This is a genomic window from Peribacillus frigoritolerans, from assembly GCF_030676415.1.
GTDB classification, from domain to species: Bacteria; Bacillota; Bacilli; order Bacillales; family DSM-1321; genus Peribacillus; species Peribacillus frigoritolerans_A.
In genome coordinates, this window is the sequence record NZ_JAUUTW010000001.1 from 327,476 (window position 1) to 352,363 (window position 24,888).

General features: G+C 41.5%; 24 protein-coding genes and 2 pseudogenes. 18 read left to right on the top strand and 8 right to left on the bottom strand.

The window, feature by feature from the left end:
- Window positions 1-105 precede the first annotated feature (105 nt).
- The 3 genes from Q8G36_RS01600 to Q8G36_RS01610 form a co-directional block, all read right to left on the bottom strand.
- Window positions 106-1,263: an endonuclease gene (locus Q8G36_RS01600; RefSeq protein WP_305158655.1), complete on the bottom strand. Its 1,158-nt coding sequence runs from the start codon at window positions 1,261-1,263 to the stop codon at window positions 106-108.
- Window positions 1,264-1,469: 206 nt separating this feature from the next.
- Window positions 1,470-1,817 (bottom strand): phage holin family protein, encoded by a 348-nt coding sequence (locus tag Q8G36_RS01605; RefSeq protein WP_305158656.1) that lies wholly within the window; start codon window positions 1,815-1,817, stop codon window positions 1,470-1,472.
- A gap of 286 nt (window positions 1,818-2,103) precedes the next feature.
- The gene (locus Q8G36_RS01610) at window positions 2,104-2,994 is read right to left on the bottom strand and encodes a TetR/AcrR family transcriptional regulator (RefSeq protein ID WP_305158657.1); all 891 of its coding nucleotides are present in this window, start codon (window positions 2,992-2,994) and stop codon (window positions 2,104-2,106) included.
- 583 nt (window positions 2,995-3,577) lie between these two features.
- Here Q8G36_RS01610 and katA point away from each other — a divergent pair.
- The 13 genes and pseudogenes from katA (at window position 3,578) to rpsN (ending at window position 15,034) form a co-directional block, all read left to right on the top strand.
- A complete protein-coding gene (katA, locus tag Q8G36_RS01615) occupies window positions 3,578-5,032 on the top strand; it encodes a catalase KatA (protein WP_305158658.1) in 1,455 nt (484 codons plus the stop codon).
- 418 nt (window positions 5,033-5,450) lie between these two features.
- A complete protein-coding gene (locus Q8G36_RS01620; RefSeq protein WP_305158659.1) occupies window positions 5,451-6,644 on the top strand; it encodes a M14 family metallopeptidase in 1,194 nt (397 codons plus the stop codon).
- A gap of 624 nt (window positions 6,645-7,268) precedes the next feature.
- Window positions 7,269-8,429 carry a phosphoribosylglycinamide formyltransferase 2 gene (purT, locus tag Q8G36_RS01625; RefSeq protein ID WP_305158660.1) on the top strand — a complete coding sequence of 387 codons (1,161 nt, stop codon included), beginning with the start codon at window positions 7,269-7,271 and terminating at the stop codon, window positions 8,427-8,429.
- A gap of 674 nt (window positions 8,430-9,103) precedes the next feature.
- Window positions 9,104-9,724 (top strand): annotated as a pseudogene (locus tag Q8G36_RS01630) (alkaline phosphatase); the annotation flags it as partial.
- Window positions 9,713-9,826 (top strand): annotated as a pseudogene (locus Q8G36_RS29115) (alkaline phosphatase); the annotation flags it as partial. The pseudogenes Q8G36_RS01630 and Q8G36_RS29115, both read left to right, overlap by 12 nt.
- A gap of 51 nt (window positions 9,827-9,877) precedes the next feature.
- Window positions 9,878-10,525, top strand: a complete 648-nt coding sequence (locus Q8G36_RS01635; RefSeq protein WP_305158724.1) for a DUF4352 domain-containing protein — start codon at window positions 9,878-9,880, stop codon at window positions 10,523-10,525.
- Between the two features lie 103 nt (window positions 10,526-10,628).
- The gene (locus Q8G36_RS01640; protein WP_072272311.1) at window positions 10,629-10,781 is read left to right on the top strand and encodes a YpzG family protein; all 153 of its coding nucleotides are present in this window, start codon (window positions 10,629-10,631) and stop codon (window positions 10,779-10,781) included.
- A 193-nt stretch (window positions 10,782-10,974) separates the two neighbouring features.
- Entirely contained in the window at window positions 10,975-11,355 is a 381-nt protein-coding gene (locus Q8G36_RS01645) for a nucleotide excision repair endonuclease (protein WP_305158725.1), read from the top strand.
- 166 nt (window positions 11,356-11,521) lie between these two features.
- Entirely contained in the window at window positions 11,522-11,692 is a 171-nt protein-coding gene (locus Q8G36_RS01650; protein WP_179086061.1) for a hypothetical protein, read from the top strand.
- Between the two features lie 431 nt (window positions 11,693-12,123).
- Complete coding sequence (locus Q8G36_RS01655) at window positions 12,124-13,317, top strand: GTP-binding protein (protein WP_305158661.1); 1,194 nt, start codon at window positions 12,124-12,126, stop codon at window positions 13,315-13,317.
- A 22-nt stretch (window positions 13,318-13,339) separates the two neighbouring features.
- Entirely contained in the window at window positions 13,340-13,489 is a 150-nt protein-coding gene (rpmG, locus tag Q8G36_RS01660) for a 50S ribosomal protein L33 (protein WP_034310390.1), read from the top strand.
- Between the two features lie 66 nt (window positions 13,490-13,555).
- Window positions 13,556-14,725, top strand: coding sequence for a SidA/IucD/PvdA family monooxygenase (locus tag Q8G36_RS01665; RefSeq protein WP_305158662.1), 1,170 nt, complete (start codon window positions 13,556-13,558; stop codon window positions 14,723-14,725).
- Between the two features lie 39 nt (window positions 14,726-14,764).
- Window positions 14,765-15,034 (top strand): 30S ribosomal protein S14, encoded by a 270-nt coding sequence (gene rpsN / locus Q8G36_RS01670; RefSeq protein ID WP_144478004.1) that lies wholly within the window; start codon window positions 14,765-14,767, stop codon window positions 15,032-15,034.
- 205 nt (window positions 15,035-15,239) lie between these two features.
- On the opposite strand, the gene Q8G36_RS01675 is transcribed toward rpsN, so the two are convergent.
- Window positions 15,240-16,883 carry an alkaline phosphatase gene (locus Q8G36_RS01675; protein WP_305158726.1) on the bottom strand — a complete coding sequence of 548 codons (1,644 nt, stop codon included), beginning with the start codon at window positions 16,881-16,883 and terminating at the stop codon, window positions 15,240-15,242.
- Between the two features lie 190 nt (window positions 16,884-17,073).
- Entirely contained in the window at window positions 17,074-17,460 is a 387-nt protein-coding gene (locus tag Q8G36_RS01680) for a VOC family protein (RefSeq protein ID WP_305158663.1), read from the bottom strand.
- Window positions 17,461-17,783: 323 nt separating this feature from the next.
- Here Q8G36_RS01680 and Q8G36_RS01685 point away from each other — a divergent pair, with 323 nt between their 5' ends.
- The 3 genes from Q8G36_RS01685 (at window position 17,784) to Q8G36_RS01695 (ending at window position 20,320) form a co-directional block, all read left to right on the top strand.
- Entirely contained in the window at window positions 17,784-18,053 is a 270-nt protein-coding gene (locus tag Q8G36_RS01685; RefSeq protein ID WP_305158664.1) for a DUF1292 domain-containing protein, read from the top strand.
- A 222-nt stretch (window positions 18,054-18,275) separates the two neighbouring features.
- Window positions 18,276-18,704, top strand: coding sequence for a cell wall hydrolase (locus Q8G36_RS01690; RefSeq protein ID WP_305158665.1), 429 nt, complete (start codon window positions 18,276-18,278; stop codon window positions 18,702-18,704).
- A 146-nt stretch (window positions 18,705-18,850) separates the two neighbouring features.
- The gene (locus tag Q8G36_RS01695) at window positions 18,851-20,320 is read left to right on the top strand and encodes a PAS domain-containing sensor histidine kinase (RefSeq protein WP_305158666.1); all 1,470 of its coding nucleotides are present in this window, start codon (window positions 18,851-18,853) and stop codon (window positions 20,318-20,320) included.
- A 37-nt stretch (window positions 20,321-20,357) separates the two neighbouring features.
- Here the strand turns inward: Q8G36_RS01695 and Q8G36_RS01700 are convergent, their stop codons facing one another.
- Window positions 20,358-21,350: an NADPH:quinone oxidoreductase family protein gene (locus tag Q8G36_RS01700; RefSeq protein WP_305158667.1), complete on the bottom strand. Its 993-nt coding sequence runs from the start codon at window positions 21,348-21,350 to the stop codon at window positions 20,358-20,360.
- 162 nt (window positions 21,351-21,512) lie between these two features.
- Here Q8G36_RS01700 and Q8G36_RS01705 point away from each other — a divergent pair, with 162 nt between their 5' ends.
- Window positions 21,513-21,953, top strand: coding sequence for a peptidylprolyl isomerase (locus Q8G36_RS01705; protein WP_063234129.1), 441 nt, complete (start codon window positions 21,513-21,515; stop codon window positions 21,951-21,953).
- A gap of 78 nt (window positions 21,954-22,031) precedes the next feature.
- Here Q8G36_RS01705 and Q8G36_RS01710 read toward each other — a convergent pair whose 3' ends face one another.
- Both Q8G36_RS01710 and Q8G36_RS01715 read right to left on the bottom strand, forming a co-directional pair.
- Complete coding sequence (locus Q8G36_RS01710; protein ID WP_305158668.1) at window positions 22,032-22,970, bottom strand: oxidoreductase; 939 nt, start codon at window positions 22,968-22,970, stop codon at window positions 22,032-22,034.
- A 101-nt stretch (window positions 22,971-23,071) separates the two neighbouring features.
- On the bottom strand, window positions 23,072-23,842 hold the full coding sequence (locus Q8G36_RS01715) for a sulfite exporter TauE/SafE family protein (protein WP_305158669.1): 771 nt from the start codon (window positions 23,840-23,842) through the stop codon (window positions 23,072-23,074).
- Window positions 23,843-24,058: 216 nt separating this feature from the next.
- Here Q8G36_RS01715 and Q8G36_RS01720 point away from each other — a divergent pair, with 216 nt between their 5' ends.
- A complete protein-coding gene (locus Q8G36_RS01720; RefSeq protein WP_305158670.1) occupies window positions 24,059-24,841 on the top strand; it encodes a TrmB family transcriptional regulator in 783 nt (260 codons plus the stop codon).
- The last annotated feature ends 47 nt before the right edge of the window (window positions 24,842-24,888 follow it).

Genomic DNA, 24,888 nt, shown 5'->3' on the forward strand with positions numbered 1-24,888 from the left:
TAATTATAATGCTATACAAATAAAATTAAATTATGTGATTTTTCTAAAAATTTAAACATTTATCAGTGGAAAAGCTGTCCCCGAGAAAAGGAACAGCTTGTTCGTTCATTGCCAGATGGCGGAGACCCATTCAGGATGATCTATGAAAGGGTTGCGATTATGCTGATATTGATTATAAATGATCTCATTTCGGTTCCGCTCGAAGGCATCTACAGGATCCTGTTCATTCCATTCCAGTAAGACAGACAATTTACCATGATAAGGGGCAGTACCATTGTTCACTTGGTTATTTAACTCTAAATCCACTTCCCCTGCATCACCCTCGTAACGAACCGCCATATAAAACAGCATCCGGGCGACATCACCTTTGACACTATCGCGAGGTTCCCACGAATCAGAATCATAGTAATTTTCTATTGCTTCGGTATGTTCAGAACCTCCATTGTCAAAGTCCAGGTTGTTTCTTGTACTGTTGACAGAGGCATCAGTCGGACGAAGGTGATGCAGATCGGTTCCGGGGCCTAAAGCGGTACCAAAATCACCATGTGATTTTGCCCAAACGTGTTCACGATTCCAATCATTAACACCGGATCCGTTCATCGTTTTTCCTTGAGAACGCCCTGTATAAAGAAGAATGACATTATTGGCGTTATTCGGGTCCTCATCGGTTTTCCGTAAAGCGTCCCAGACATTTGAATACGATATTTCCGTATGGTCATCAATGATTTCATGGAGGGCACTCTTTAGCGGCGATCCTGATTTTCCGCTGGCTGAATCATAGTATGAGCCAACCCCCGGTGTCTCCGGTTCGGGTGAATCATTCCCTGAAAACATGGCAGATACATCTTTTAAGCCTGAATGGGTGAAATAGGCACTCAGTGTACCGGTTACGGTGACTTTTTTTCCTTTTAATGAAGGATTTGTTTTTAACCCAAATTCAGAGCGAAGTGAGGATGGAATCTGAACATAAACCATATCGGCAATGTTTGTTTCCGATGAGCTATCTGCCAATGCTATGGCATAATCATTCGGATAGCCGCTCGTGACGACGGTATTGGCTGAAGTGGGCTGTCCCGTCACATATCCACTGACCGTTTTAATCGTGCTGTCTTGATTCGCAATGGCTTGGGAAACGGAATAAGGAGATGACAAGCTGCCATCGCCAGCCGAGGCTAGTGATGGGGTAATGAAAAGAGCGGGAATAAAGAAAGCAAGCACGAGTAAAATGGACAGGGGAAATCTTGGTTCCTGTTTTGTGAACATGTGATTCCTCCATAAATCGATTCATACCCATTTCCAGAAAAACCGGCATGTATATGTAAAGTTATGGATATTAGGCGCTATCTCCTTCTGGATTGTCAAAAATGAGAGAAAACAGCTAGTGAAGCTTAGCGGAATTTAGGGAAATAGCCCGGGAAATATCGAAGGCTGTTATGGAAATGAAAATGAAACGAAAAACCGTCAGCATGCTACTGACGGTTTTTTTTACTCTGTTTTATAAGAAGACTTTGAATGAAACTCAATAACAATGATCCGATTAAAGCTCCCCAAAAAGAATCTATTACAAAGCCACTGACGGCATAGGAAGTGATTTGGAATGTGAAGGCATTGATAATGAAAGAAAACAACCCGAACGTCAGGATGGTGATCGGCAATGTGATAAGTTGGAGAATGGGTCTAACCAGTAAGTTCATGATCGATAATATAAAAACCGCCAGCAAGGCTGTTCCGTAAGATTTAATCGTGATGGAGTCGAGAAGCCAGTCAATAACGAGCAATACCAGCCCGTTGATAAGAAAACGCATTATTATGTTCATGAAAAACTCCTCCTGAAGTCACTTTACTACAAGTCATTATACTAAAATTTCATGAATTTCAGTTATATGTTTGCAGGATTGTCACAAAAAAAGAGGAATACGATTATGTATTCCCCCAGAATGGAAAGGACCCTTTTTAGGGTCTCACACAGTAGACAGATACGAAGAAAGCGTGTTTGGGTAACAGTTTTTTTCTATAAAAACGATCCAGTTGTTTTCAGAAATCCGCTCGCTTTCCGCCGAAAGAGCCCCATTTGTCTACAAAATGGGATCCATTAGGTTCTATTTAGTTGTTGGCAATGATCTTTTCGAATTCACTTAATTCCAATGTGTTTTTCAATTTTGGATTGGTGTTTAAGGAAAGCAAGGCACTTTCGATGAGAAAGATTCGCGGTTCAACGTTTTGTAATAATTCCTCTTGGATAAAGTGAATCAATTTTAAGTTTTTAACCCGTTCCGCTTCATCATCTTGGCATAGCCTCAAGATCATCTTTTTTAGGTCATTTGCAGAGTGCAGGAGTGCTGTATGAAAATCCTGCTGTGTATGGAAGCACTCAGGAAGCCATTGCTTGATGAGATCGGGTTCCAAAAGCTGTGCATTTGACTTGCTGACATCTTCGAAAATCGATTTAATCCTATCGACACAATAACGAATAACTTCAGTAGGGTTGAAATCGGGCTCTTTAGCCAAGGCATTAAAATGAATTGTTTGATACATCATCCCCGAGTAAAGAATGGCGCAGTCCAAAATATATGGTTTTTTATCAACACCGAAAATGTCCAGAAACCGTTTCGATAGCCAATGGATATGCTGGAATTTAGCATGTGTTATGAAGTTCTTAAGTTCGGTATCATTTGAAATCATCACTTCCTCATATAAGGAAAAGAGTTTATTGCTTTTGTTGGAGTGCATTTGTAATTCGGATTGTTTGATGAATATTTCAATATCTGCAAGGTTTTGCCCAATCAGCAATTCATTCCGCTCTTTTTCGAATTTTTCTTGCGAAGTTAGGAAGACTGCCTTAAGCAATTCGCTTTTAGAAGAAAAATAGTTATAAAATGTTCCTTTTGAAATGCCGCTATAATCTAAAATATCCTGAATGGAAGTTGCTTGATAACCCTTTTCAATAAATAATTGGTGTGCATATTTAACTACCAGTTGTTTGCGCTCATTCATATATATCACCCTTACTCTTATTGGACGGTCATTTTAACGTAATAGTATCTTATTTTCTATACGAACACAAACCAGTATGTTTACAATCTCTCTAGCAAAATAAGGGGGAAGGCCTTTTATTTCAGTCAATTTAAGAGATCAAATATCAGTTTCTATGCATCCTTCTTTTCACCATGTAAATAAAGGCTGAAGAAAAGTGAACAAAGTCACAGGAGAACAATCCGGTTTGTTATAAGATGAATGGAAGGAAATAGGTGAAGTAGCCCAAAGTATCTATGAATATTCGCTATCATTCTCGATTACTATCCCATTGGTAGGAGAAATGATAAAATCACTTGTCATGAAGGAATATTGGTTATAAGGGTCGTATACCATTATTAGGAATCGGATTATGGCAATATGCTGTTCCGCCAACGTTTATACCTTTTTGATTTTCCTTATTATGGGCCACATAGAAGTTATATAATCAACGAAATAATAATGAATTGATTATTATATTAAAATTATTATAAATAAGTATTGATTTTTTTCTGATAAGCTTTATCATTATATACATAAATAATAATGAAAAGGTGGTTCAATTATGTCGAATAAGAAAAACCTTACTACAAGCTGGGGAGCGCCAGTTGGAGATAATCAAAACTCGATCACTGCCGGCGAACGCGGCCCGGTACTCATTCAAGATGTACACTTATTGGAAAAGCTAGCCCACTTCAACCGTGAACGTGTGCCTGAACGTGTAGTTCATGCGAAGGGTGCCGGTGCATTCGGAACATTCGAAGTAACGAATGACCTTTCTCAGTACACGAAAGCTAAACTCTTCAATGGTGTGGGCAAGAAGACAGATCTTTTTATCCGTTTCTCCACAGTTGCAGGTGAATTGGGTTCTGCTGATACAGTCCGTGACCCGCGTGGATTTGCTGTTAAATTCTACACGGAAGAAGGAAACTACGATATCGTCGGTAATAATACGCCTGTATTCTTTATTCGCGATGCGATTAAATTCCCTGACTTCATCCATACACAAAAAAGAGATCCTAGAACTCATTTGAAAAACCCTACGGCAGTATGGGATTTCTGGTCACATTCACCGGAATCTTTGCACCAAGTAACGATCCTGATGTCCGATCGGGGCATTCCTGCTACACTTCGTCATACACATGGTTTCGGAAGCCACACATTTAAGTGGGTGAATGCTGAAGGAAATGGCGTTTGGGTGAAATACCACTTCAAAACAGAACAGGGCATCAAAAACCTTGATGTGGATTTAGCTGCAAAACTAGCAGGTGAAAACCCTGATTACCATACGGAAGATCTTTTCAATGCCATTGAAAAAGGGGACTTCCCTGCATGGAAATTATATGTTCAGATCATGCCTTTGGAAGATGCGGATACATACCGTTTCGATCCATTCGATGTGACGAAGGTATGGTCTCAAAAAGATTATCCGCTAATCGAACTTGGCCGTATGGTATTGAACAGAAATCCTGAAAACTACTTTGCTGAAGTAGAGCAAGCCACGTTCTCACCGGGAACATTCGTACCAGGAATTGAAGCTTCCCCAGACAAGATGCTTCAAGGACGTCTATTCGCATATGGAGATGCACACCGTTACCGTGTGGGTTCGAATCATAACCAGCTTCCGGTGAACCGTCCGAAAGTGGAAGCGAACAACTATCAGCGTGATGGCTTCATGCGTGCAGATGACAATGGCAAGGGATCTGTTTATTATGAGCCGAATAGTTTTGGCGGCCCTGCCGAATCAACGGAAAATAAAGTCACTCCTTTCGAGGTGGCTGGGCAAGCTGCACAAGTTGGTCATAATAGTGATGATCACTACACTCAAGCAGGTGACTTATACCGTCTATTGAGTGCCGAAGAGAAAACTCGCCTTGTTGACACGATCGTGGGCGCAATGAAACCCGTGGAATTGGAAGAAATCAAGCTACGTCAAATCGGTCATTTTTACAAAGCAGATCCAGAATACGGAACGCGCATAGCCGAAGGTTTAGGTTTGCCCGTACCGCAAGAAGCGTAAAATATGGGAATCCCAATCTATTAAATGCAAACAGGCATCCATTCATGAATGGATGCCTGTTTTGTTTGTTTATGAAGGCTCCGTTATATAAATGACACCCGACAAGTTCGATAAGAATATATAGTTATAAGTCATGCTGTCAGCCAGTTACTTTATCGGTAAAGGGCGGAATTAATGACTAGCAAAAAGAATCGGGTTTTAGTAGGCAGTTCAATTTACCAGAAACCAATATTTTACAAAAGTTCCTGCTCTCACTTAAAAGGTTGGATGTGGAGGAATGGAGCTTGGCATTTTCTTCATCGATGAAATGAAGATGAGCGATCAAGCAAAATGCTCGAAGGTTTCAGTCAGGAGCAGAACAATGTCAAAGCAATAATTAAATAGAATCAGCATACATTTGGTTAAGAGGAGGTGCAGTATGGACGTTTTTGTGCGGCAGAATGATTCCTTGTGGTATTATAGCCAATTATTCAAGGTGAATTACCAACTTATCATTGATTCCAATAGTGGGATTGATCCACTTGCACTTATGGTTGGCCAACAAATCAAAATTCCTGGCTTTACGACGACCGGTTATAGAATAAAGCAAGGCGATTCGTTATGGGCAATTGCCAGGTCACGTAATCTTTCATTGGATGCCCTATTTTTGGTTAATCCCAATCTCAACCCGAATGCCCTGCAAGTTGGTCAGACAATTTCTGTGCCATTAAGGATTACGTGGAGGCTAATTCAAGGAAACCGGGAATATGATTATGAGGCGATGATGACCGATGTAAGACGTTTGAAAACTATCTATCCATTTATTAAAACCTCCCCCATCGGGAACTCGGTGCTTGAAAGGGATATCCCCGAAGTGCTGATTGGAAATGGTAACAAACGGGTTCACTATAATGGTTCCTTTCATGCTAATGAGTGGATAACGACGCCTGTGATCATGACCTTTTTAAATGATTATTTACTCGCAATCACGAATCAGGCTGACATCCGCGGTCTGGCTCTGTTTCCCTTTTATCAACAGACGATGCTGTCGATCGTCCCAATGGTGAATCCGGACGGAGTGGAGTTGGTTCTTAAAGGTCCGCCTGCAGATGAGTCATTGAGAGGACGGCTCGTGGAATGGAATAATGGCAGCGAAGACTTCTCTGGCTGGAAAGCCAATATTAATGGGGTGGATCTGAATGATCAATTTCCCGCCAAATGGGAACTGGAACAAGCTCGCAATAATGTAACGGAGCCAGGTCCGGCAAATTATCCCGGGGAGGGGCCGCTTACACAGCCAGAGGCTATTGCAATGTCAGAGTTGACAAAAAAACGTGATTTTGGCAAAGTCCTTGCGTTCCACACTCAAGGAGAGGTCATTTTTTGGGGGTTTGAAGACTTGGAACCACCTGAGTCGGAAACGATAGTCAATGAGTTTGCGAGGGTGAGTGGATATGAGCCTGTCAAATCCGCCAATAGTTATGCAGGGTATAAGGATTGGTTCATTCAGGATTGGCGAAGGCCGGGGTTTACCGTGGAGCTGGGCAAAGGAACGAATCCCTTGCCTATAACACAGTTCGATGAGATTTATCAGAAGTCGCTTGGAATTTTCTTAGCAGGGTTATATATGTGAAATTTGACCAAATGAAAAAGCTCTACTCCGGTTACATGGGGAAGAGCTTTTTAGTCTTATAAACTATTAGACTTGAAACGATGAGGGCTGCTGCAAAAAATAAGTAAAGTTATGCTTTACTTATCGATTGCATGATTAACTCGCTTTTTAGCCTAAAATTAATGGACATTCTCCATGTCCCAGTAATATTGCAGCCCCTACCAAAAGGAATTCTAATAGTTTTACGGTAAAGAAGTTTAACTTCCTCAGCGCTAGTATTGGCCCCACCTACGCCAGATACTGTGACGGCCACGCATGCCATCCAACCTATTTTCATTATAATAGAAAGCGCTTACATTTTCAAAAATAATCGTAATGCAAATTTCGACATTCGCATCATGCTCTCTTTTCAGCAGAAGATAATGGGCATTACCCATTCTTTGCATAGTGTATTTCCCATCATAAATGTTGAATAGGGAGCTCCAGTGAAATGGTCAGCTTATGAGGTGGTTTTAAAAAACTTAAATGAATAGGTTTATTTATATTTATTGATGTAATTCTAAGTGTAAATACGAATAAATATTTATGTTTATTCGTTTATAGTTCGTATATAATGATTTTGAGGAATTAAGGAGGAGAGACTGAATGTATAAATCGAAAAAGATTTTATTATTGGGCTCGGGTGAATTGGGGAAAGAGGTCATACTTGAAGCACAGCGACTTGGGGTGGAGACCGTTGCTGTAGATCGCTATGAACATGCCCCTGCCATGCAAGTCGCTCATCGCAGTTATGTGATCGATATGCTGGATGCAGAACAACTAAGGGGAGTTGTAGAAAAAGAACAACCCGATTTGATTGTACCGGAAATCGAAGCTATCGCTACATCTGAATTAGTCAAGCTGGAAGAGGAAGGCTTTCATGTCATTCCGACGGCAAGAGCGGCTAAATTGACTATGGATCGTGAAGGAATCAGGAGGTTGGCTTCTGAAACTCTGGAGATTCCGACAGCAGCCTACAAATTCGCCGATACATATGAAGAATTTGTCCAAGCTGCAAAGGAAGTTGGATTTCCCAATGTCGTCAAACCGCTGATGAGTTCTTCAGGTAAAGGGCAAAGTGTGTGCCGCACGGAAGGTGACCTGGAGGATTGCTGGAAAATAGCGATGGAAGGCGGCCGGGTTCAAAATGGACGCGTGATTATTGAAGAATTTATCCGTTTTGATTCGGAAATCACGCTGCTTACTGTCCGGGCAGTAAATGGTACCATGTTTTGTGCTCCCATCGGTCACATTCAGCAGGGCGGGGATTATATTGAATCCTGGCAGCCGCATAATATGACAGAAGCGCAAATAATGGAAGCGAAAAGAATTGCCCATGCCATTACGGATGAACTTGGTGGGTACGGATTATTCGGGGTTGAGCTTTTTCTCTCAGGGGATAAAGTTTATTTCAGTGAAGTTTCCCCACGTCCACATGATACGGGTCTAGTGACATTAGTGACTCAGAATTTGTCGGAGTTTGCCCTTCATATTCGGGCAATTCTAGGTTTCCCCATCCCGGAAATCACGCTGATCAGCCCAGGTGCCAGCCGACCATTAAAAGCGCAAGATGAGTTATCGGAATATTCTATAGTCGGTGTTGAACAGGCTTTGGCTTTACCTAATACACAAGTGCGTCTTTTCGGAAAACCTGTTACAAAGGCAGGTAGAAGGGTCGCAGTCGCCCTGTCGTCTGCCGATTCAATCGAGATGGCGAGAGTGAATGCGGCCCGTGCTTTGGAATGTTTAGGTGTAGAGAAAAAATAGTGAAAAAAGCGCTCTTTGAATGGAGCGCTTCAGTTTGCCGATAAAAGGAGGTTCGGAATGGTCTCATCCCGAACCATATTTTTAAAACAAGACTTTGGTTAGGGTTTTATGAAATTTTCATTGGATTGAAGAAATTTGCGACAAAGACGAGACACCAAAGGCGCTTGCTTTGATGAGGCTTGGCAGACAATCGGCGCAAAGAAAAAAACTGTAGGCAAACTCGCTTTCTTCGAATTTGTCTACAGTCTGACTCTGAAGCATCCTGATTGGATGCATTATTTTATTTTCTCCATTAATTTTTTAGCACTTTCAAATTCCTAACAAATTACCCCGATTAGAAGACGTTAGATGAATAGAACTTTGTTCAAGATCACTTACCCACGCTGGTGTTAACCAAATCTTTTTCATTACTCTAAAGCCTGTAAAATGCCCCCGCTACTGATGATTTTCCTGAATGACCAACAACCTTTCGCGGAAGAAGTAATGCCTATGCTCATAAAAGTGACATACAATTCCGTGACATGCTGCCTTTACCTTGTCTTAACAATTATCTTGTTGCTTTTTTACATAGCCTTGACATTGAGTTCATTTTCTTCACCTATAGTTAAATTAAATAGAAAACATTAGGGGGAGGTCATTCATTTGAATCGCCATGGAGTAAAAAGGTTTTACCCATCACGCTCGTTACAATTTTATCATGGTCCGCTGCAGATCGTGTTTTGGCAAAGGGTGACCCAAAAAAAGAATCGGAAATCAAGAACGTAATTTTCCTGATCGGTGGCGGCATGGGTGTTTCCTATACCTCCGCTTACCGGTATTTAAAAGATACCCCTGGTACGAAGGTGGCAGAACGGAAGGAGTTTGATAAATCCTTGGTTGGCCAGCGGATGACTTATCCAGAAGACTCTGCACAAAATATAACGGATTCAGCTTCAGCCGCAATGGCAATGTCAGCCGGAGTGAAGACTTAAACGCTGCCATTGCAGTGGATAATGATAATCTGAAGTCAAAACCGTATTGGAAGCAGCAAAGGAAAAGGAAAAGCGACGGGATTGGTTGCCACTTCTGAAATCACTCATGCTACACCTGCTTAAGGACAAAAATGAACAGGTCCTTGGTTTATTCGCTTCTGAAGGACTTCCGAAAATGATTGACCGTCCAAGTGAAACGCCATCTTTGGCAGACATGACAGGTTCGGCGATCCAGCGTTTGAATAAAGTTAAAGATGGATTCTTCCTTATGGTCGAGGGAAGCCGGTCGATTGGGCCGGACATGAAAATGATATCGTAGGTGCATGGACTACCGGGGGACATACGGGTGAAGATGTTCCGGTCTACGCATACGTGCCATATAAAGAACGTTTTGCCGGGCAGGCCGATAACACGGATCATGCCAAAATCATCTTTGATCTATTTAAAGAAGTAATAAACACTTCACGGAGGGATTCAATGAACAGACTGATGATTGGTGCCCTGTTATTAACGGCATTTGGTGCTCTTAATACCCAACCAGCTTACGAAGAAGAAACGACAGCTTATGAAAAAACAGAGGAAATTGCACGACCACTGGAAAAAAAGGATGTCTATGTTCCGAATCCACAGCTTCCTGATGATATAAACTTGAACCAGATTGGTCAGAACGTTTCCGATGCCAAAGGCGAATTAACTTTGAAGGCCTATAAAAAAGTGAATGAAACGTTGAATGTCGGTCCGATCGAAGTTAAAGTCAAGGAAATGAAAGTGATGCATGCCACTCCGGATTACAGCATGATTGATTTCTTCCACGGCTATACGCATGATGAAGATTTCGATATCGTAAAAGTGAACGTGGAAATCAAAAACAATACGGATAAAAAAATGAAGTTTTCCCCCGTTGCTTTCCTTGAAACGGACAGAGGAGAACATCTGACATGGGAAGATGATATCTACTTAGAAGAACTTACTGGTGAAATAGAAGCAAACGGTTCAAAAAGCGGAAACATTGGTTTCATTCTAAATGATGGAAACATAAAGGGCATATCCGTCATGACAAGTGATGCGGTCGATGAAGAAGGGGAAGTCCTTGCAAAAGGCAAGTCAGCTGAATTCGCTTTTTAAAGAATATGTATAAATGCCTTGGAAAAATAAAATACTAGAACAAGTGATAGGGATTACTATCACTGAACGGAATATCCAAATCCTAATGATGAGGTGACACAGAATGAGCTATAAAGATCAATTAGATCCACATTCTCAAAAGTTTCACCATAATTGGACAAGACCTAAGCGTTCGAAGTCTCAAGTTAATGGCCATACGCAAGAATCGCAAACAAACATTATACTAAGAAGCAATGCAAAGGCTCACAGGTGGTAAAGGATATTCCCGACAAAGAAGGAGGCTCTTAGCGAGTCTTCTTCTTTATATTTAATATAGATTCATCTAAACCAATCGAGGCATACATGGCTTTTCATTCATAATTATGATACCATTTACAGCGATGAGCCTGGTGTGAACCGGAGTTTTGATTCCGATTGAAAGTTCCACCTTATACAAATAGAGGACGTGAATTGTAATGATTAAAATTGAAATCCCTGCAGCGGATATAAGCATCAAACAAAGAAAGCAAGTTATAGAAGGAGACGAAGCTGTCATTCCTGAAATTTACGGGTTTATTGATTTTCATTTGATTCCCCGTGATAAAGGCGGCATCATCTTGTTTTACAATGAAAAAGATGAGCTGATTTTTGTCGGTAAAGCTCGTAAATTAAGACCAAGGGTCAAGAAGCATTTCGAGGATAATGTTTCTCCGATTAAAGACCATCGTAATGAAGTCAAGAAAATTGACATTCTTTTAGTCGAAGATGCTATGGAACGTGAAATCTATGAAACGTACATGATCAATAAACTTCATGCTAAATACAACGTCGACAAAGTGTTTTATAAATAAGAAGTACTTATGAAAAGCTGACTGCATATGCACTCAGCTTTTTTGTGTGGAAACTTAAGTTTAAATATGTACAAAAATAATTTCGTACATTTACAACTGCTCCATGTTAGGTTAACAATGTTGGTTTATATTTAAAGTATTCCAATACATTCTCAGGAGGAAGCTATTGAAGAAAATACTTTGTAAAAAGGTGTTAGTTATCTCAATCGGGACAGTGATTGCCTTTGGGAATTTAACCTGGTCCATGTCACAAGCTTCTAAACTGGCGAAACAGAGAGAGATTGAAACTTTTGAACAAAAGACAGTAAAATCTTCAGGGTGGGAAATGGCGGAATAAGCACAGTGACCAATGATTTTTTCTCGATTTGCAACAAAGAAAAAGAAAAATGTATTGGATAATGAAACAGTGTTGATGATCAGCTGCTTGTCAATATGGAAGTACATTAAATGATAAAACTGCAATGGAGGTTCATTACACATGATGTTATGTGTGATCGGGCTTCCATTTAATTTTGTTTTTAGTTTTATGAAGAATGTCAGCCACCTTTCATATATCCATGCTTGTCCATGCTGCAGTATCGGAGCAATCGTGATTACTTTCGTTCAGGAAAAGTATTCGGAGGCAATTTTGAAAAAAACTTGCAAATAGTAATGATTACGTTTTATTATTAAAGAGTGCTTTTTCGTGAATAATAGCTTTGGTACTTAAATCGTAATGATTTTGATTTATGGAAAGCGATAAGAAATCAGGTAAAGGAGTGATAAGGGATGGAGATGAAGAAAATTCCGGTTACGGTATTGAGCGGATACCTTGGTGCGGGAAAGACGACGCTTTTGAATCATATTCTTGCAAATAGAAATAATCTGAAGGTTGCCGTCATCGTTAATGATATGAGTGAAATCAATATTGATGCTTCGCTCGTCAAACAGGGAGGGTTTACCCGGACGGATGAAAAACTGGTGGAAATGCAGAATGGCTGCATTTGCTGTACGCTTCGTGAGGATTTAATGATTGAAGTGGAGAAGTTGGCGAAACAAGGGGACATTGATTACATCGTGATTGAATCGACTGGGATTAGCGAACCGGTACCTGTAGCCCAAACCTTCTCCTATGTTGATGAAAGCATGGGAATTGATTTATCGGAATATTGCCGGCTTGATACGATGGTTACCGTTGTTGATGGCTATAACTTTTGGCAAGACTTCACTTCCGGAGAAACACTTATTGACAGGAGGCAGGCAACTGATGCTGCGGATGGCAGGGAAGTGGTCGATCTATTAATAGATCAGATAGAGTTCGCCAATGTCATCCTGTTAAATAAAATCGATTTAATGGATGCAGACGCTGTGGAGGAGCTGAAAGCAGTTCTTCATAAACTGAATGCGGATGCGAGGATCATTGAAACAAACCATTCCAAGGTGCCGCTAAAGGATGTATTGAATACACATTTATTTGATTTTGAAGAGGCAAGCCAAGGAGCTGGCTGGATAAAGGAATTGAATGAAGAGCATATCCCGGAGACCCTGGAGTACGGGATTTCTTCCTTCGTTTACAGAAGGAAAATACCCTTTCATCCCGAGAGGCTGATGGAGTGGTTAGAAAACTGGCCCGTACAAGTGGTGAGGGCAAAGGGCTTCCTTTGGCTGGCATCGAGAAATGATACAGCAGGCTTGCTATCTCAGGCAGGGCCGTCATTAACTTTACAAGCAGCGGGTAAATGGATTGCAGCATACCCTGAGGAAGAACAGCGCCAAATTTTAAAGGAAGCTCCTGAATTAATGGAACGGTGGAATGCAGTATACGGTGACAGGATGACGGAGCTGGTGATGATTGGCATTCAAATGAATCAACAGGAAATCGAAAATGAATTAGATCAATGCTTATTGACGGAAATTGAGTTGCAGCAGGATTGGTCTCTGTATGAAGATCGATTGCCTGCATTTACGGAAATCGTTCATTAAAAAACTTTAGGAGGAAACAAAAATGAGAGTAAACATTACTTTAGCATGCACAGAATCAGGGGACCGAAATTATATCACGACGAAAAACAAGCGGAATAACCCGGACAGAATCGAATTGAAAAAGTACTGCCCGCGATTAAAGAAACACACGCTTCACCGTGAAACGAAGTAATTTTGAGGTTTAAATCGTAATGATTATGTTTTATTGAAGAGAATGGATGTAAAAGGAGGGAAGTTCATGTTGGAATGGATCATTATTGGCGGAGGCATTCAAGGTATGACGATGGCTGCATTTTTACTTAAGTCAGGAAAAACGACAGTGGACCAGCTGGCGATTGTTGATAGAAATGAAGAACCATTGGCAAGGTGGAAGCATTGTACGGAAGTCATTTCAATGCCATATTTACGTTCTCCATCCGTACACCATCTGGATGTGAATCCATTCAGCCTGCAGAAATATGTGGAAAAGGCAGACTGGAACAATAACTTTTACGGCCAATATAAGCGGCCATCCCTAAAATCCTTCAATGAACATTGTGTTCACTTGGCTGATGATTTATCCATTAAGCAGGCATGGGTGCAAGGGGAAGTCACCTCTGCCTGCAAAATGGGACAGGGCTGGGAAATCCAATTGCAAAACAAGCGACGGCTTGTAGGGCAAAAACTTGTGATTTCAATTGGTATTGGTGAACAGCCTTATTGGCCTGATTGGGCACAGCAATTAAAACAAGAGCATGAGGGATCCATTTACCACATATTCGATGAAAATATTCCGGAGCTGACACAATTACAAGGACCCATCACGATCATTGGGGGTGGCATATCTTCTGTCCATCTCGCTATAAAGCTAAGTAAGATCTATCCCCATGATGTAACGGTCCTAAAGCGGCATCATTTTAGAATTCATGATTTCGACAGTGATCCAGGTTGGTTGGGGCCAAAAAAACAGCGTCCTTTTCGTGCTATAACAAGCTATCAAAAAAGACGCGAGACCATTATCCAGGCCCGTAATAAGGGCTCCATTCCACCTGACTTACATAAAGCGCTGATGAATCAGGTTAAACAGGGATTATTGCGTGTGATGGATGTTGAAGTGATAAGCGCTGTGTGGAGGGATGGGCATATTAGCCTCAGGGATAAAAACGAAAAGGTCATTCAACAAACAGGGACGATCCTTTTAGCGACCGGCTTTGAGTCTTCAATGCCAGGGAAGGAGTGGCTAACACCAGTCATCCGGTCGCATGATTTACGCTGCGCGGAATGTGGTTATCCAATTGTATCGCAGTCGTTGCAGTGGGGACCTGGTTTATATGTCACGGGAGCATTGGCCGAACTTGAAATGGGACCGATATCCAGGAATATATCGGGTGCAAGACAGGCAGCGGAACGAATTGTGAATAGTTTATAGAATCTATAAAAACAAGATCTTTAAAAAAGGAGAATATAAATGGCAAAAAAATCCAAGGTGATAAAAGCGGAAAAACAGTTGGCAATGGTCGAAAAGTATGCAGAACTTAGAAAGGAATTGAAGGAAAAAGGGGATTATGCCGCATTGGCCAAACTCCCTCGTGATTCCTCGCCGACAAGGGTCCACAATCGTTGTGGAGTAACGGGGAGGCCCCGTGGATATATGCGCAAATTCAACATGTCACGTATCGTTTTTAGGGAACTTGCTCATAAAGGGCAACTTCCGGGTGTCAAAAAGTCTAGCTGGTGAAGCGGGGAGAAGAAAGGTGATTTAAGGATTAAAGTCTTTCATTAGAAGAAATTAAGTACAGCAGAGATCATTCATAAATTGTACTAATCCAAAAAAAACTGTAGGCAAACTCGACTTTCATCGTAGTTTGCCTACAGTCGGAAGTCGGAGCCCGTGTTAAACAAGGGCTCCTTCCTATTCACTCATCATTATAAAAAAGTGATGCTTACTTGACTGCCTTTAATGCTTGTTCAGATATATAGAAGTCTTTTCCGTTATAAACGGTGATAGCATTAATTTCCTTTTGTTTAGTGGATTTAGGAGTCTTGCTGATAACGATATTCTTATTTGCAGGCAATTCCACTTTTTGCTGCCCCTTTTTCGCTACGAAAACTGGGTTATTCGGGTCTGTCACATCAATACGGGTTGAATATCCTTTTTTCTCAAAGGAATCTTTAGCATTCATGTATAGTTTATTCGATAATTTTTGTAAATCAAAGCCCATAAATTCGGCCATTTTTTTAGCGAGATCTGTATTCTCCACTAATCCAGTCGGTTTTGAAGGGCCATAAGAATATAGGGATACGTCTTCCCCTGTATGACCGCCTGTTGTAAAGCCAATGTTGGCACGGTTAGCAAGCATCTTTGTCATTTCAGCACCTACGTTTTTAGAAGAGGTGAGTTTTGCTGATTCTTCAGATGTCAGATCATCAAGTCCATACAGTGCTGCTACTTCTTTTAGATTGGAATGATCTGGTTTCAACTTACTTAAAGCTCCTTCAACAGTCAACTTCGCTTTCTTTAATGGATCGATATAAGCTGATACGGGTGTTTCTGGATAGGAGGAGTTCGTGTTTGCGTTACCCATTGTAATTCCGCTGTTCCCATGGTCCGTTACAGCAATGACCATCGTGTTTCCGTCACTTTTTGCAAACTTAAGGGCTTCGTTCACGGCATCATCAAAAGCTAAAGTATCACTAATCATTCCAATCGTGTCGTTTCCGTGAGCAGCCCAGTCAATTTTGCTTCCTTCAACAAATAAGAAGAAGCCATCTTTATCTTTTTTCAAGGTTTTAAGGGCTTTATTGGTCATTTCGGCTAAAGTGGGCTCACTTGGCTTTGATGTTTCACGATCTAAATCATATGCGAGGGCACTTGGTGCGAAGCTTCCCCAAATTTTATTCGATTTAGAGTTTAACAGCTCGTCACGGGTTTCAACAAAATCATATTTTTCTTCATCAAGCACTTCCAAAAGGTTTTCTCCATCAATTCTTGCATTTTTTGTTTTACCTGGTAAAAGGGATTCTTTCCCCCCTCCCAAAACCACGTCAATCCCCTGATAAACCTGCTGTTCCGCAATATCACGGTAATTGCTTCGATGTGTCACATGAGCGGAGAAGCCTGCGGGAGTAGCATGCTGGATTTCAGATGTAGAGATGATGCCAGTAGCTTTTCCCGCTTGTTTCGCACCCTCCAAAACGTTAGCGACTGGTTTATGGGCATTTTTCGGATTAACCGGATCGAGCCCTGGAGAATTAACGATGGATGGCAGGACACCGACAAATTTATCATTGGATTTATTTCCTGTCGCAAGCGCTGTTGCTGCAGGAGCTGAGTCTGTAATGGCTGATTCAGCTGAATATGTACGCATACCGCCAGACAGCATTTCGTCCATGGCTAGATTATCGCCTTTATACCACCTTGAAAGGGTCGTGGCTCCTGTGCTTGTCCCATCCATCACCATCATGATGACGTTTGTTGGTTCTTTTTTCTTGTCTTTTGCCTGAACATCTTCTTTCAATGTTGAAATACCTAGTGATGAAATGGCTACCGCGCCCGCTAACGTAATTCCTGCTACTTTTTTGCTCATTTTCCCCAAAATGATTACCTCCAAAAAAATATACTTAATACATCTTAGGATAAATGTAGTATATTAAGAAATTACTTCGTTTAGGTAAAGAAAGTTTTTTTATCTGTAAATTTTGTTAAACATTGGAGAAGGGGCTTGTGAACGTTAAAAAAAGCAGAAGTCATTAAGACTCTGCTTTTTTAGTTTGCTTTTACCTTTGGAAAAATTCAATCCACTCTTTTTCCGGTCCATATATGTAGAAATAGCGATAACCATTTGGAAGGGTGACTATCTCTTCATCAATCAGCTCGGTGTTATCCAAGCTTTTGATCCGGGCATATTCTGCTTCGATATCATCCACGGTAATGGCAAAATGGTGGATCGTTGCTTCGGAAGGCAGTGTGTCGCTATATCCCTGAATCAATTCTATTTCCGTTTCGTCCGACTCTTCGTAACCCAGAAATGCCAGTTCGATTACCCCATTAGTATGAGGCATGCGTGCTTTTAATTTTAAATCCAGCACATCTTGATAAAAGGCGATGGATTTTTCAAGATCTTTTACAACAACGCCAATGTGATCGACCCTTTTCGCAGCCAAGAAATCTTCCTCCTTCATTATATCCATTTACAATATGCTAATATTAGTATATATAAGATTATTCGGAATTTAATTACATTTTTATAGCCGTTTTTAGATAATTTTTTAAATAATGTTAATAAAGGGAAGGTGTTGGTAAATAATGAAAAATGACAACTGGCGTTATGGGATAATACTTTTCTTCCATAATATCTATTGATTGATTCTTTTCATGGAAAGAATGGAATTTATCATTTTCCAGGGCAAAAATTTGTTTCTAAATGGAATAGTCGATATACTATGGAAACAACTCCATTATTAATGGATAGGAGAGGAGAGGTAGTATGGGAAAAATTCGTGAAGGTGAAGTTTTCACACTTACTGATGACAGTGGTGAAGGCCATGAAGTTGAGGTTTTAGGATCATTGGATGTAGAAGGAACGGAATATGTTGCAGTAGGTTTGCTTGAAGATATTGAAGAGGATACAGATGAAGATATCGATATTTTCTTTTTCAGGGTCGAAGGCGAAGGTGAACTGCTCGATATCGAATCGGACGAAGAGTTCGAAAAGGTATCATTGGCGTTTGAAGCGGCATTTGAAGCAAAAGAATGACAAGATAAAAGACGGCACATGTGTGCCGCCTTTTTTATATGTATAAAGAAAGTATTGGCCCCGCCTTCGCCAAATACCATGATAGCCACGCGTGCTATCCAGCCTTACTTAAGTATAGGGTTGTATTATTGATAGGACGTGTACTCCATATGAAGATTTTGTTAATAAACGGAGTTTTTTTCCATCTCCAAGGCATAGGATAAAAAAAGTGGAGGTGATGGGATGGCTGTTGTAAAGCACACTGAAGCCGATCTTGCCTTATTGGCAAGATTGCTTAGAGCGGAAGGCGAGGGTGAAGGTGATCAAGGCATGTTGATGATCGGCAATGTAGGGGTCAATCGGATTCGGTCGAATTGTTCCGATTTCAAAGGTTTGAGGACGATTCCAGACATGATCTATCAGGAGCATGCCTTTGAAGCTGTACAGAAGGGGTATTTTTATCAGCGTGCAAGAGAAAGGGAAAAAAGGCTTGCACGCCGGAGTGTAAGCGGCGAAAGGCTATGGCCCTCGAAATTTAGCCTATGGTACTTCAGGCCACCGGGAGATTGCCCGGCAACCTGGTATAATCAGCCCCTGGTTGGGCGTTTCAAGCTCCATTGCTTTTATGAACCAACAGGTAAAGAATGTCCAAATATTTATAATACATTTTAAGGAAGTGGCTGAACCTTATGGGGGTTTGGCCTCTTTGTGCATCAATTGTTAACTAAGTAAAAACATATGATAAAACTGGCAAATGATTTACTGATACTGTAAAATTGAGACTGTAAATTTCCGGATAAGAAAGGAATAAAAAATTGATGAGTAAAAGGCTTATTAATTATGGACAAGGGCAAATGGGGGGACAGCCGGAGGATAATACCGAGAAATTTAAGTCTTTCATGGAGAACAACCCGGACGCCATTTCCATTGTTGATCTGGAAGGAAAGACCCTTCAAGTGAATGCAGCTTTTGAAGAGTTTTTCGGTTGGACGAATGATGAGCTCATTGGCATGCCGTTTCCAATTATTCCTGATTTCTTGAAGGAGTCAGTCAATGAATTGCATGACCAGATTAAGGCAGGGGTACAAAAGAAAGGCTTTGAAACGGTCAGGTTAAGGAAAGATGGCCAGTTAATCGATGTAAGCATCTCCCTGTTTAATATCCGCGATAATGAAAATGAGCCGTGCGCATTGGTTTTCGTTTATCGGGATATTACGAATCAAAAACTTGCTGAAGCTGCCTTGAAGGAAAGTGAGCAAAGGTATCGCAGTTTAGTGGAGGTGTCACCTGAAGCGATTTTTGTGCATCGCAATGGGATCATAGAGTATATGAATCCCATGGGGGCAAAAATGCTTGGGATGGATAGTGTGGAAGATATTATCGGTAAATCGGTTTTTCAGTTCGTTCACCTGGAGTCCCGGGAAAGTGTACAAAAAAGAATCGAAATCATGAGGGACGATCATCAGGCGGTTGGTTTACTGGAACAAAAGTTCATTCGACTTGACGGACAAGTATTTTATGGAGAAACACTCGGTCTTCCGATTATATATAATGGTCAACCGGCCATACAGGTATTTTGCAGGGATATTACGGAGCGTAAAAGGACCGAAGAGCTGCTCTGTAAATCCAATATGTTATCGGCGGTAGGACAGATGGCTGCGGGCATCGCACATGAAATAAGGAATCCATTAACTACGGTCAAAGGATTTTTACAATTATTAAGGGAAGACCCTGAGCAAAAGGACTATCTTGAAATGATGGTCAGTGAAGTAGAAAAAATCGAAACCCTGACCAATGAGTTTTTAAGTTTAGCAGAGCCTGAGGCGAAGGTTTGTGAATTCATTGAGCTTAACGATATATTGGACAGCGTGATTACGTTAGCCGAGTTTCAAGCGATATTGAATGATGTTGAAATCATCAAGGAATATAACACGGATTCGGCGGCATTTGTCTTTGGCGAACCGAATCAGTTAAAACAAGTATTCACGAATGTCGTCAATAATGCGATAGAAGCCATGCCGAATGGCGGCAAACTTCATATACAGTTAAAACATGAAGGGGACTCTGCAATGATCCGATTCATTGATCAAGGCTGCGGAATCTCAAATGAGCGCATGAAGCATCTAGGGCGGCCTTTTTATAGCACCTCTGAAAAAGGAACGGGGTTTGGGCTCACGGTCAGTACTAAAATCATCCATGAGCATAATGGGGAAATTCATTTCAGTAGCAAAGTGGGAGAAGGAACGATTGTAGATATCCGTCTCCCTATCAATGAAGGTTCACAATGAAAAGTGACGAGAAGCCATGCTCTCGTCACTTTTTGGTTTATAGCTTAACGATCGTTCTGCCTCTTGCTTCCCCTTTTAATAGGCTAGGAAGGACGTCAGGCAATTCTTCAAGTGTAATTTCCTGTTGAACGAGCTGTTCTAAATGCTTTAGTTTAAAGGCGGTGGCAAGGCGATGCCAAACTTTCAATCTTGTATCCATCGGGCAATTGACCGAATCGATCCCAAGTAGATTAACCCCTCTTAGAATGAAAGGAAAGACGGTGGCGGGAAGGCTTGTACCAGCTGTCAATCCGCTGACCGCGACAGCTCCGCCATACTTGATTTGACTAAGGACCGAGGCTAACGGTTCACCGCCGACGGGATCTACCGCCCCGCTCCACTTCTGCTTGCCCAGTGTCCGCAGCTTGCCATCGTATACATCTTCACGCGATACAATGGTCGCCGCACCGATTTCCTTCAAGTATCCATGTTCAGATTCTTTTCCTGTACTCGCTTCCACGGAATAGCCAAGTTTGGAAAGGATCGAGACAGCAAAACTGCCGACCCCGCCAGTTGCACCAGTGACAAGAACGCTCCCTTGCTCAGGGTTGAGGTCATTTTCTTCCAGTCGCAGAACCGATAGGGCTGCAGTGAAACCGGCCGTTCCGATGATCATCGCCTCTTTCATTGTAAGGCCATCAGGAAGCGGGACGATCCACTCTGCAGGAACACGGGCAAATTGACTATAGCCCCCTGATTGGGAAACGCCAATCCCGTAGGAGGTCGCAATGACTTCGTCTCCTTCTTTAAAGCGGGAATCCTCAGATGAAACGACAACACCAGCCATGTCAATTCCCGGAACGATCGGATAGCTGCTGACAATGTTTCCATTTGGAATGCAGGCAAGGCTATCTTTATAGTTCACACCGGAATAATGAACACGGATGAGCACTTCGCCTTGAGGTAGATCATCAAGCGATAGTTGCTGAATGTTAACGGTGAATTGATCATCTTGCTTGTTCACGACCAATGCATCAAATTGCTGTATCATGGTTCGTCCCCCCTTATAATAATGAATCTACCCCATTATAAAAGAAAAAATATAGGAATGCATAATGATACAATTCGAAATAAGTAGCGCCTGCTTTTCTTTCTGCTTCTAAAAATGGTACTATTAGATTTGATTCAGTTCATATTAAAGGAGATGTTTAACATGGCAAAAAAAGGATACATACTTATGGCAAATGGAGAAAAAATCGAATTCGACCTTTTCCCGAACGAAGCACCGAACACAGTGGCTAACTTCGAAAACTTGGCAAACACAGGATTTTATAATGGCGTAGTCTTTCACCGTGTAATCCCTGGTTTCGTAAGCCAAGGCGGAGACCCAACAGGTACAGGTGCAGGCGGAAGCGGCAAGCAAATTAAATGTGAAACAGAAGGAAACCCTCACAAACATGAGGCAGGAAGCCTATCGATGGCACATGCTGGAAAAGACACAGGCTCAAGCCAATTCTTTATTGTGCATGAACCACAACCGCATCTTAACGGTGTTCACACAGTATTCGGTAAAGTGACATCGGGACTTGAAACAGCCAAAGCTATGAAAAATGGCGACAAAATGGAAAAAGTCGAAGTTTTTGACGCTGAATGATGGAAGCGAAAAGAGGGGGCATTATGCTCCCTCTTTTCTTTTTGCACTGTTCATGAGCGAAAACAGGGGAATATAGAGTCATTTTTGCGTCATGCTTTCAGTGAAACAATATTTTATCTCTGTCATGTTTTCCGAAATATCCCATAATCTTTTCGAAGTTTCTTCATTATATAAGGTATCGATGATATCGTCTTTTCTAGGAAAGCCTTTTCTGCTCTTCTTTCCATCGGGCCCGATATACTCCCCGCCTGTCAATGTAGGCTCAGTTGCGGCATAAAGGGTAGGCAATGCTCCCATACTTGCCGGCTGGGTGATGGTTTTGGAAAGGAAGTGGACGAATCTATTAATGGGTTTGCCCGATCCGCGTGACATGAGATTAGTATGGGAAAGGCCCGGATGACAGGCAACGCTGATCGGGTTTGCACCATGCTGGTTGAATTTGTTCTGTAACTCACGGGCGAAGAGTAGATTGGCAAGCTTGCTTTGCGCATAGTATTTCATTGGTTTATAACCGTTTTCACCATTTAGATTTTCAAAGTCTATATATCCATTGATGGCGGCCAAACTGCTCAATGTGACCACACGCGATTTTGGCGTAGAAAGGATACGAGGAAGAAGGAGACCTGTCAAAGCGAAATGACCGAGATGATTGCTGCCGAATTGCAGTTCGAAACCATCTTTCGTCTTACTGTATGGCGGAATCATCACACCTGCGTTATTGATGAGGACGGAGAGAGAGTCATAGTTTTCCTGAAAGGAAGCAGCAAACTGCCGAATGCTGCTTAAAACACTTAAATCCAGCTGCATCACGCTTACATTTGCCTTAGGGTGGACCGATAAGATTCTATCGACCGCCTTTTCACCCTTTGAAGCATTCCGGACGGCAAGGATGATCACTGCCCCCTTGCCGGCCAGTGCAAAAGCCGTTTCAAAGCCCAGGCCACTATTTGCACCAGTAATCACAATGGTTTGCCCCGATACATCTGCCATTTCTTCGCCATTCCACTTTTCAATCATCCAACCACACCTTTCCACACAGTCTATACCTATCATATACCCAAATAATTCCTATATGTCACATTCTGTGGCGGGAACAGAGTGCTGTATTTTTAAAAAAATTAACCGCCCATTAAGTAATCCATTATATTTTTCATGATCAGAATGACGGTTACTATGATAAATAATACTCTTACATATGCCACTCCCTTCTTAATGGCGAATTTAGAACCGGCCAATGCTCCTGCTATCATGGAGATCCCCATCGGTATTCCATAGGAAAAATTGACGGTATCAAGGAATATGAACATGATCAGTGCTGCCAAATTACTTCCAAAGTTCAAAAATTTGGCATTTCCTGCAGAGTGCAAAAAATCAAAGCCAATCATTAAAAAGGCAAACAAAATGAAGGATCCCGTTCCAGCGCCCAAAAAGCCATCATAAAAACCAATGGCAAATATAGCGAACGCAAATAGTGCAGCCTTTTGCCATGTGAGTGTATGGTAAGTCGATTTCTGTCCCCAGTCCTTTTTAAAAAAGGTATAAATGGCAATAGCTAGTAAAAGAACTAAGATCATAGGTTTTAATAATTCAGGCGAGACGAAATTGACAACCCAAGCTCCTAGCAGGGAACCTATGAAAATCAGTGGGAAAAGTTTGGAAACCAATCGAAAATCAACTTTACCTGAGCGAATGAAGGCAATGGTGCTTGTTAAAGACCCCATGGAACTTGCTAACTTATTCGTAGCGATCGCTGCTGACGGGGAAAGTCCTGAAAATAATAAAGCTGGTATCGAAATCAGGCCGCCGCCGCCGACCACGGAATCAATGAATGCTGCCAAAAATCCGAAAAACATCAGCAGCAAGAGTGTTGAAATTTGTATATCTTCCATCCAAGAAGCCTCCGTATCAATGGCATTATGGCTGAAATGCTTGTTTTGCTGAAGCCATAACCCAAGTTTTTTTGATTAGTCACTATTTAAATAGTAACTAATCGAAGCCGTTCTGTAAATAACAATATGAAGAGTCATACCTTTTGAAATTGAATAGATTTCGTTAAGAGATTTGGTATGATAGGCATATAACTTACTAAAGCACTAGGAGGTACTATGCAAGATATCATTCAGAAACTACAGTCTCTCGGGTTTAGTCAATATGAAGCAAAGGCTTATGTTTCCTTGGTTCGCCAAGGCCCAACCAGTGCCTATCAAGTAAGCAAGGAATCAGGAATTCCAAGGGCCCGTATCTATGAAATATTAAATGGACTGCAAGAAGAAGGAATCGTCTTGAAAGAAGAAATCAATGAATCGATAAAATATTCACCGCTGCCAGTCGATGTGTTTTTGGAATCGGTTCAATCAAAATGGAACAATACCTATCAATCCATCAGCCATACACTGAAGCAATTCGAGAAAATCGAACCGATATCCGACAATCGTGTAATGACGCTTAGGGGTGAAGGGCACATCCTATCCTTCTGCCGTACTTTGATTCATAAGGCCGAGAAAAGGGTGGTGGTTTCCTTATGGGACGAGATGTATGGAAAACTTGTACAAGAGCTAAAAGGGGTCGCCGCGCATTGCACTCTCAAGGGGATTGCATTTCAGGTTGAAAACCCATTATCAGGTATAGATATACATCGCAAAACAAGCTATGTGGAAAATATCGGAGAAAACAAATGGTTCATCTTATCCATTGATGGCAAGGAGACAATTTACGGCCCTTCTCCGGAAACGAGAGAAACGGCGTTCTACACAGATGATCCCATTCATATCAATTTTCTCGAAAATTACATTTGGCATGATATCCTCGTTAACCGCCTGGTTAAAAAAGATGAAGAAGATGCCGAGAAATGGATTTCAAGTGAAAGAGACCGTTTTTTCTCCCTATAAGATTTGAAAAAAGCTGATACCCCATATGCAGGGGATATCAGCTTTTT

Excerpts from the sequence above, each read along its gene's own strand:
- Q8G36_RS01710 (WP_305158668.1), bottom strand. The coding sequence starts at position 22,970 with ATGATTGAAAAGTGGAATGGCGAAGAAATGGCAGATGTATCGGGGCAA.
- Q8G36_RS01620 (WP_305158659.1), top strand. The coding sequence starts at position 5,451 with ATGGACGTTTTTGTGCGGCAGAATGATTCCTTGTGGTATTATAGCCAA.
- Q8G36_RS01705 (WP_063234129.1), top strand. The coding sequence starts at position 21,513 with ATGGCAAAAAAAGGATACATACTTATGGCAAATGGAGAAAAAATCGAA.
- Q8G36_RS01655 (WP_305158661.1), top strand. The coding sequence starts at position 12,124 with ATGGAGATGAAGAAAATTCCGGTTACGGTATTGAGCGGATACCTTGGT.
- rpsN (WP_144478004.1), top strand. The coding sequence starts at position 14,765 with ATGGCAAAAAAATCCAAGGTGATAAAAGCGGAAAAACAGTTGGCAATG.
- Q8G36_RS01665 (WP_305158662.1), top strand. The coding sequence starts at position 13,556 with ATGTTGGAATGGATCATTATTGGCGGAGGCATTCAAGGTATGACGATG.
- Q8G36_RS01635 (WP_305158724.1), top strand. The coding sequence starts at position 9,878 with ATGAACAGACTGATGATTGGTGCCCTGTTATTAACGGCATTTGGTGCT.
- purT (WP_305158660.1), top strand. The coding sequence starts at position 7,269 with ATGTATAAATCGAAAAAGATTTTATTATTGGGCTCGGGTGAATTGGGG.
- Q8G36_RS01690 (WP_305158665.1), top strand. The coding sequence starts at position 18,276 with ATGGCTGTTGTAAAGCACACTGAAGCCGATCTTGCCTTATTGGCAAGA.
- Q8G36_RS01605 (WP_305158656.1), bottom strand. The coding sequence starts at position 1,817 with ATGAACATAATAATGCGTTTTCTTATCAACGGGCTGGTATTGCTCGTT.
- rpmG (WP_034310390.1), top strand. The coding sequence starts at position 13,340 with ATGAGAGTAAACATTACTTTAGCATGCACAGAATCAGGGGACCGAAAT.
- Q8G36_RS01675 (WP_305158726.1), bottom strand. The coding sequence starts at position 16,883 with ATGAGCAAAAAAGTAGCAGGAATTACGTTAGCGGGCGCGGTAGCCATT.
- Q8G36_RS01695 (WP_305158666.1), top strand. The coding sequence starts at position 18,851 with ATGAGTAAAAGGCTTATTAATTATGGACAAGGGCAAATGGGGGGACAG.
- Q8G36_RS01685 (WP_305158664.1), top strand. The coding sequence starts at position 17,784 with ATGGGAAAAATTCGTGAAGGTGAAGTTTTCACACTTACTGATGACAGT.
- Q8G36_RS01720 (WP_305158670.1), top strand. The coding sequence starts at position 24,059 with ATGCAAGATATCATTCAGAAACTACAGTCTCTCGGGTTTAGTCAATAT.
- katA (WP_305158658.1), top strand. The coding sequence starts at position 3,578 with ATGTCGAATAAGAAAAACCTTACTACAAGCTGGGGAGCGCCAGTTGGA.
- Q8G36_RS01600 (WP_305158655.1), bottom strand. The coding sequence starts at position 1,263 with ATGTTCACAAAACAGGAACCAAGATTTCCCCTGTCCATTTTACTCGTG.
- Q8G36_RS01715 (WP_305158669.1), bottom strand. The coding sequence starts at position 23,842 with ATGGAAGATATACAAATTTCAACACTCTTGCTGCTGATGTTTTTCGGA.
- Q8G36_RS01610 (WP_305158657.1), bottom strand. The coding sequence starts at position 2,994 with ATGAATGAGCGCAAACAACTGGTAGTTAAATATGCACACCAATTATTT.
- Q8G36_RS01640 (WP_072272311.1), top strand. The coding sequence starts at position 10,629 with ATGAGCTATAAAGATCAATTAGATCCACATTCTCAAAAGTTTCACCAT.
- Q8G36_RS01700 (WP_305158667.1), bottom strand. The coding sequence starts at position 21,350 with ATGATACAGCAATTTGATGCATTGGTCGTGAACAAGCAAGATGATCAA.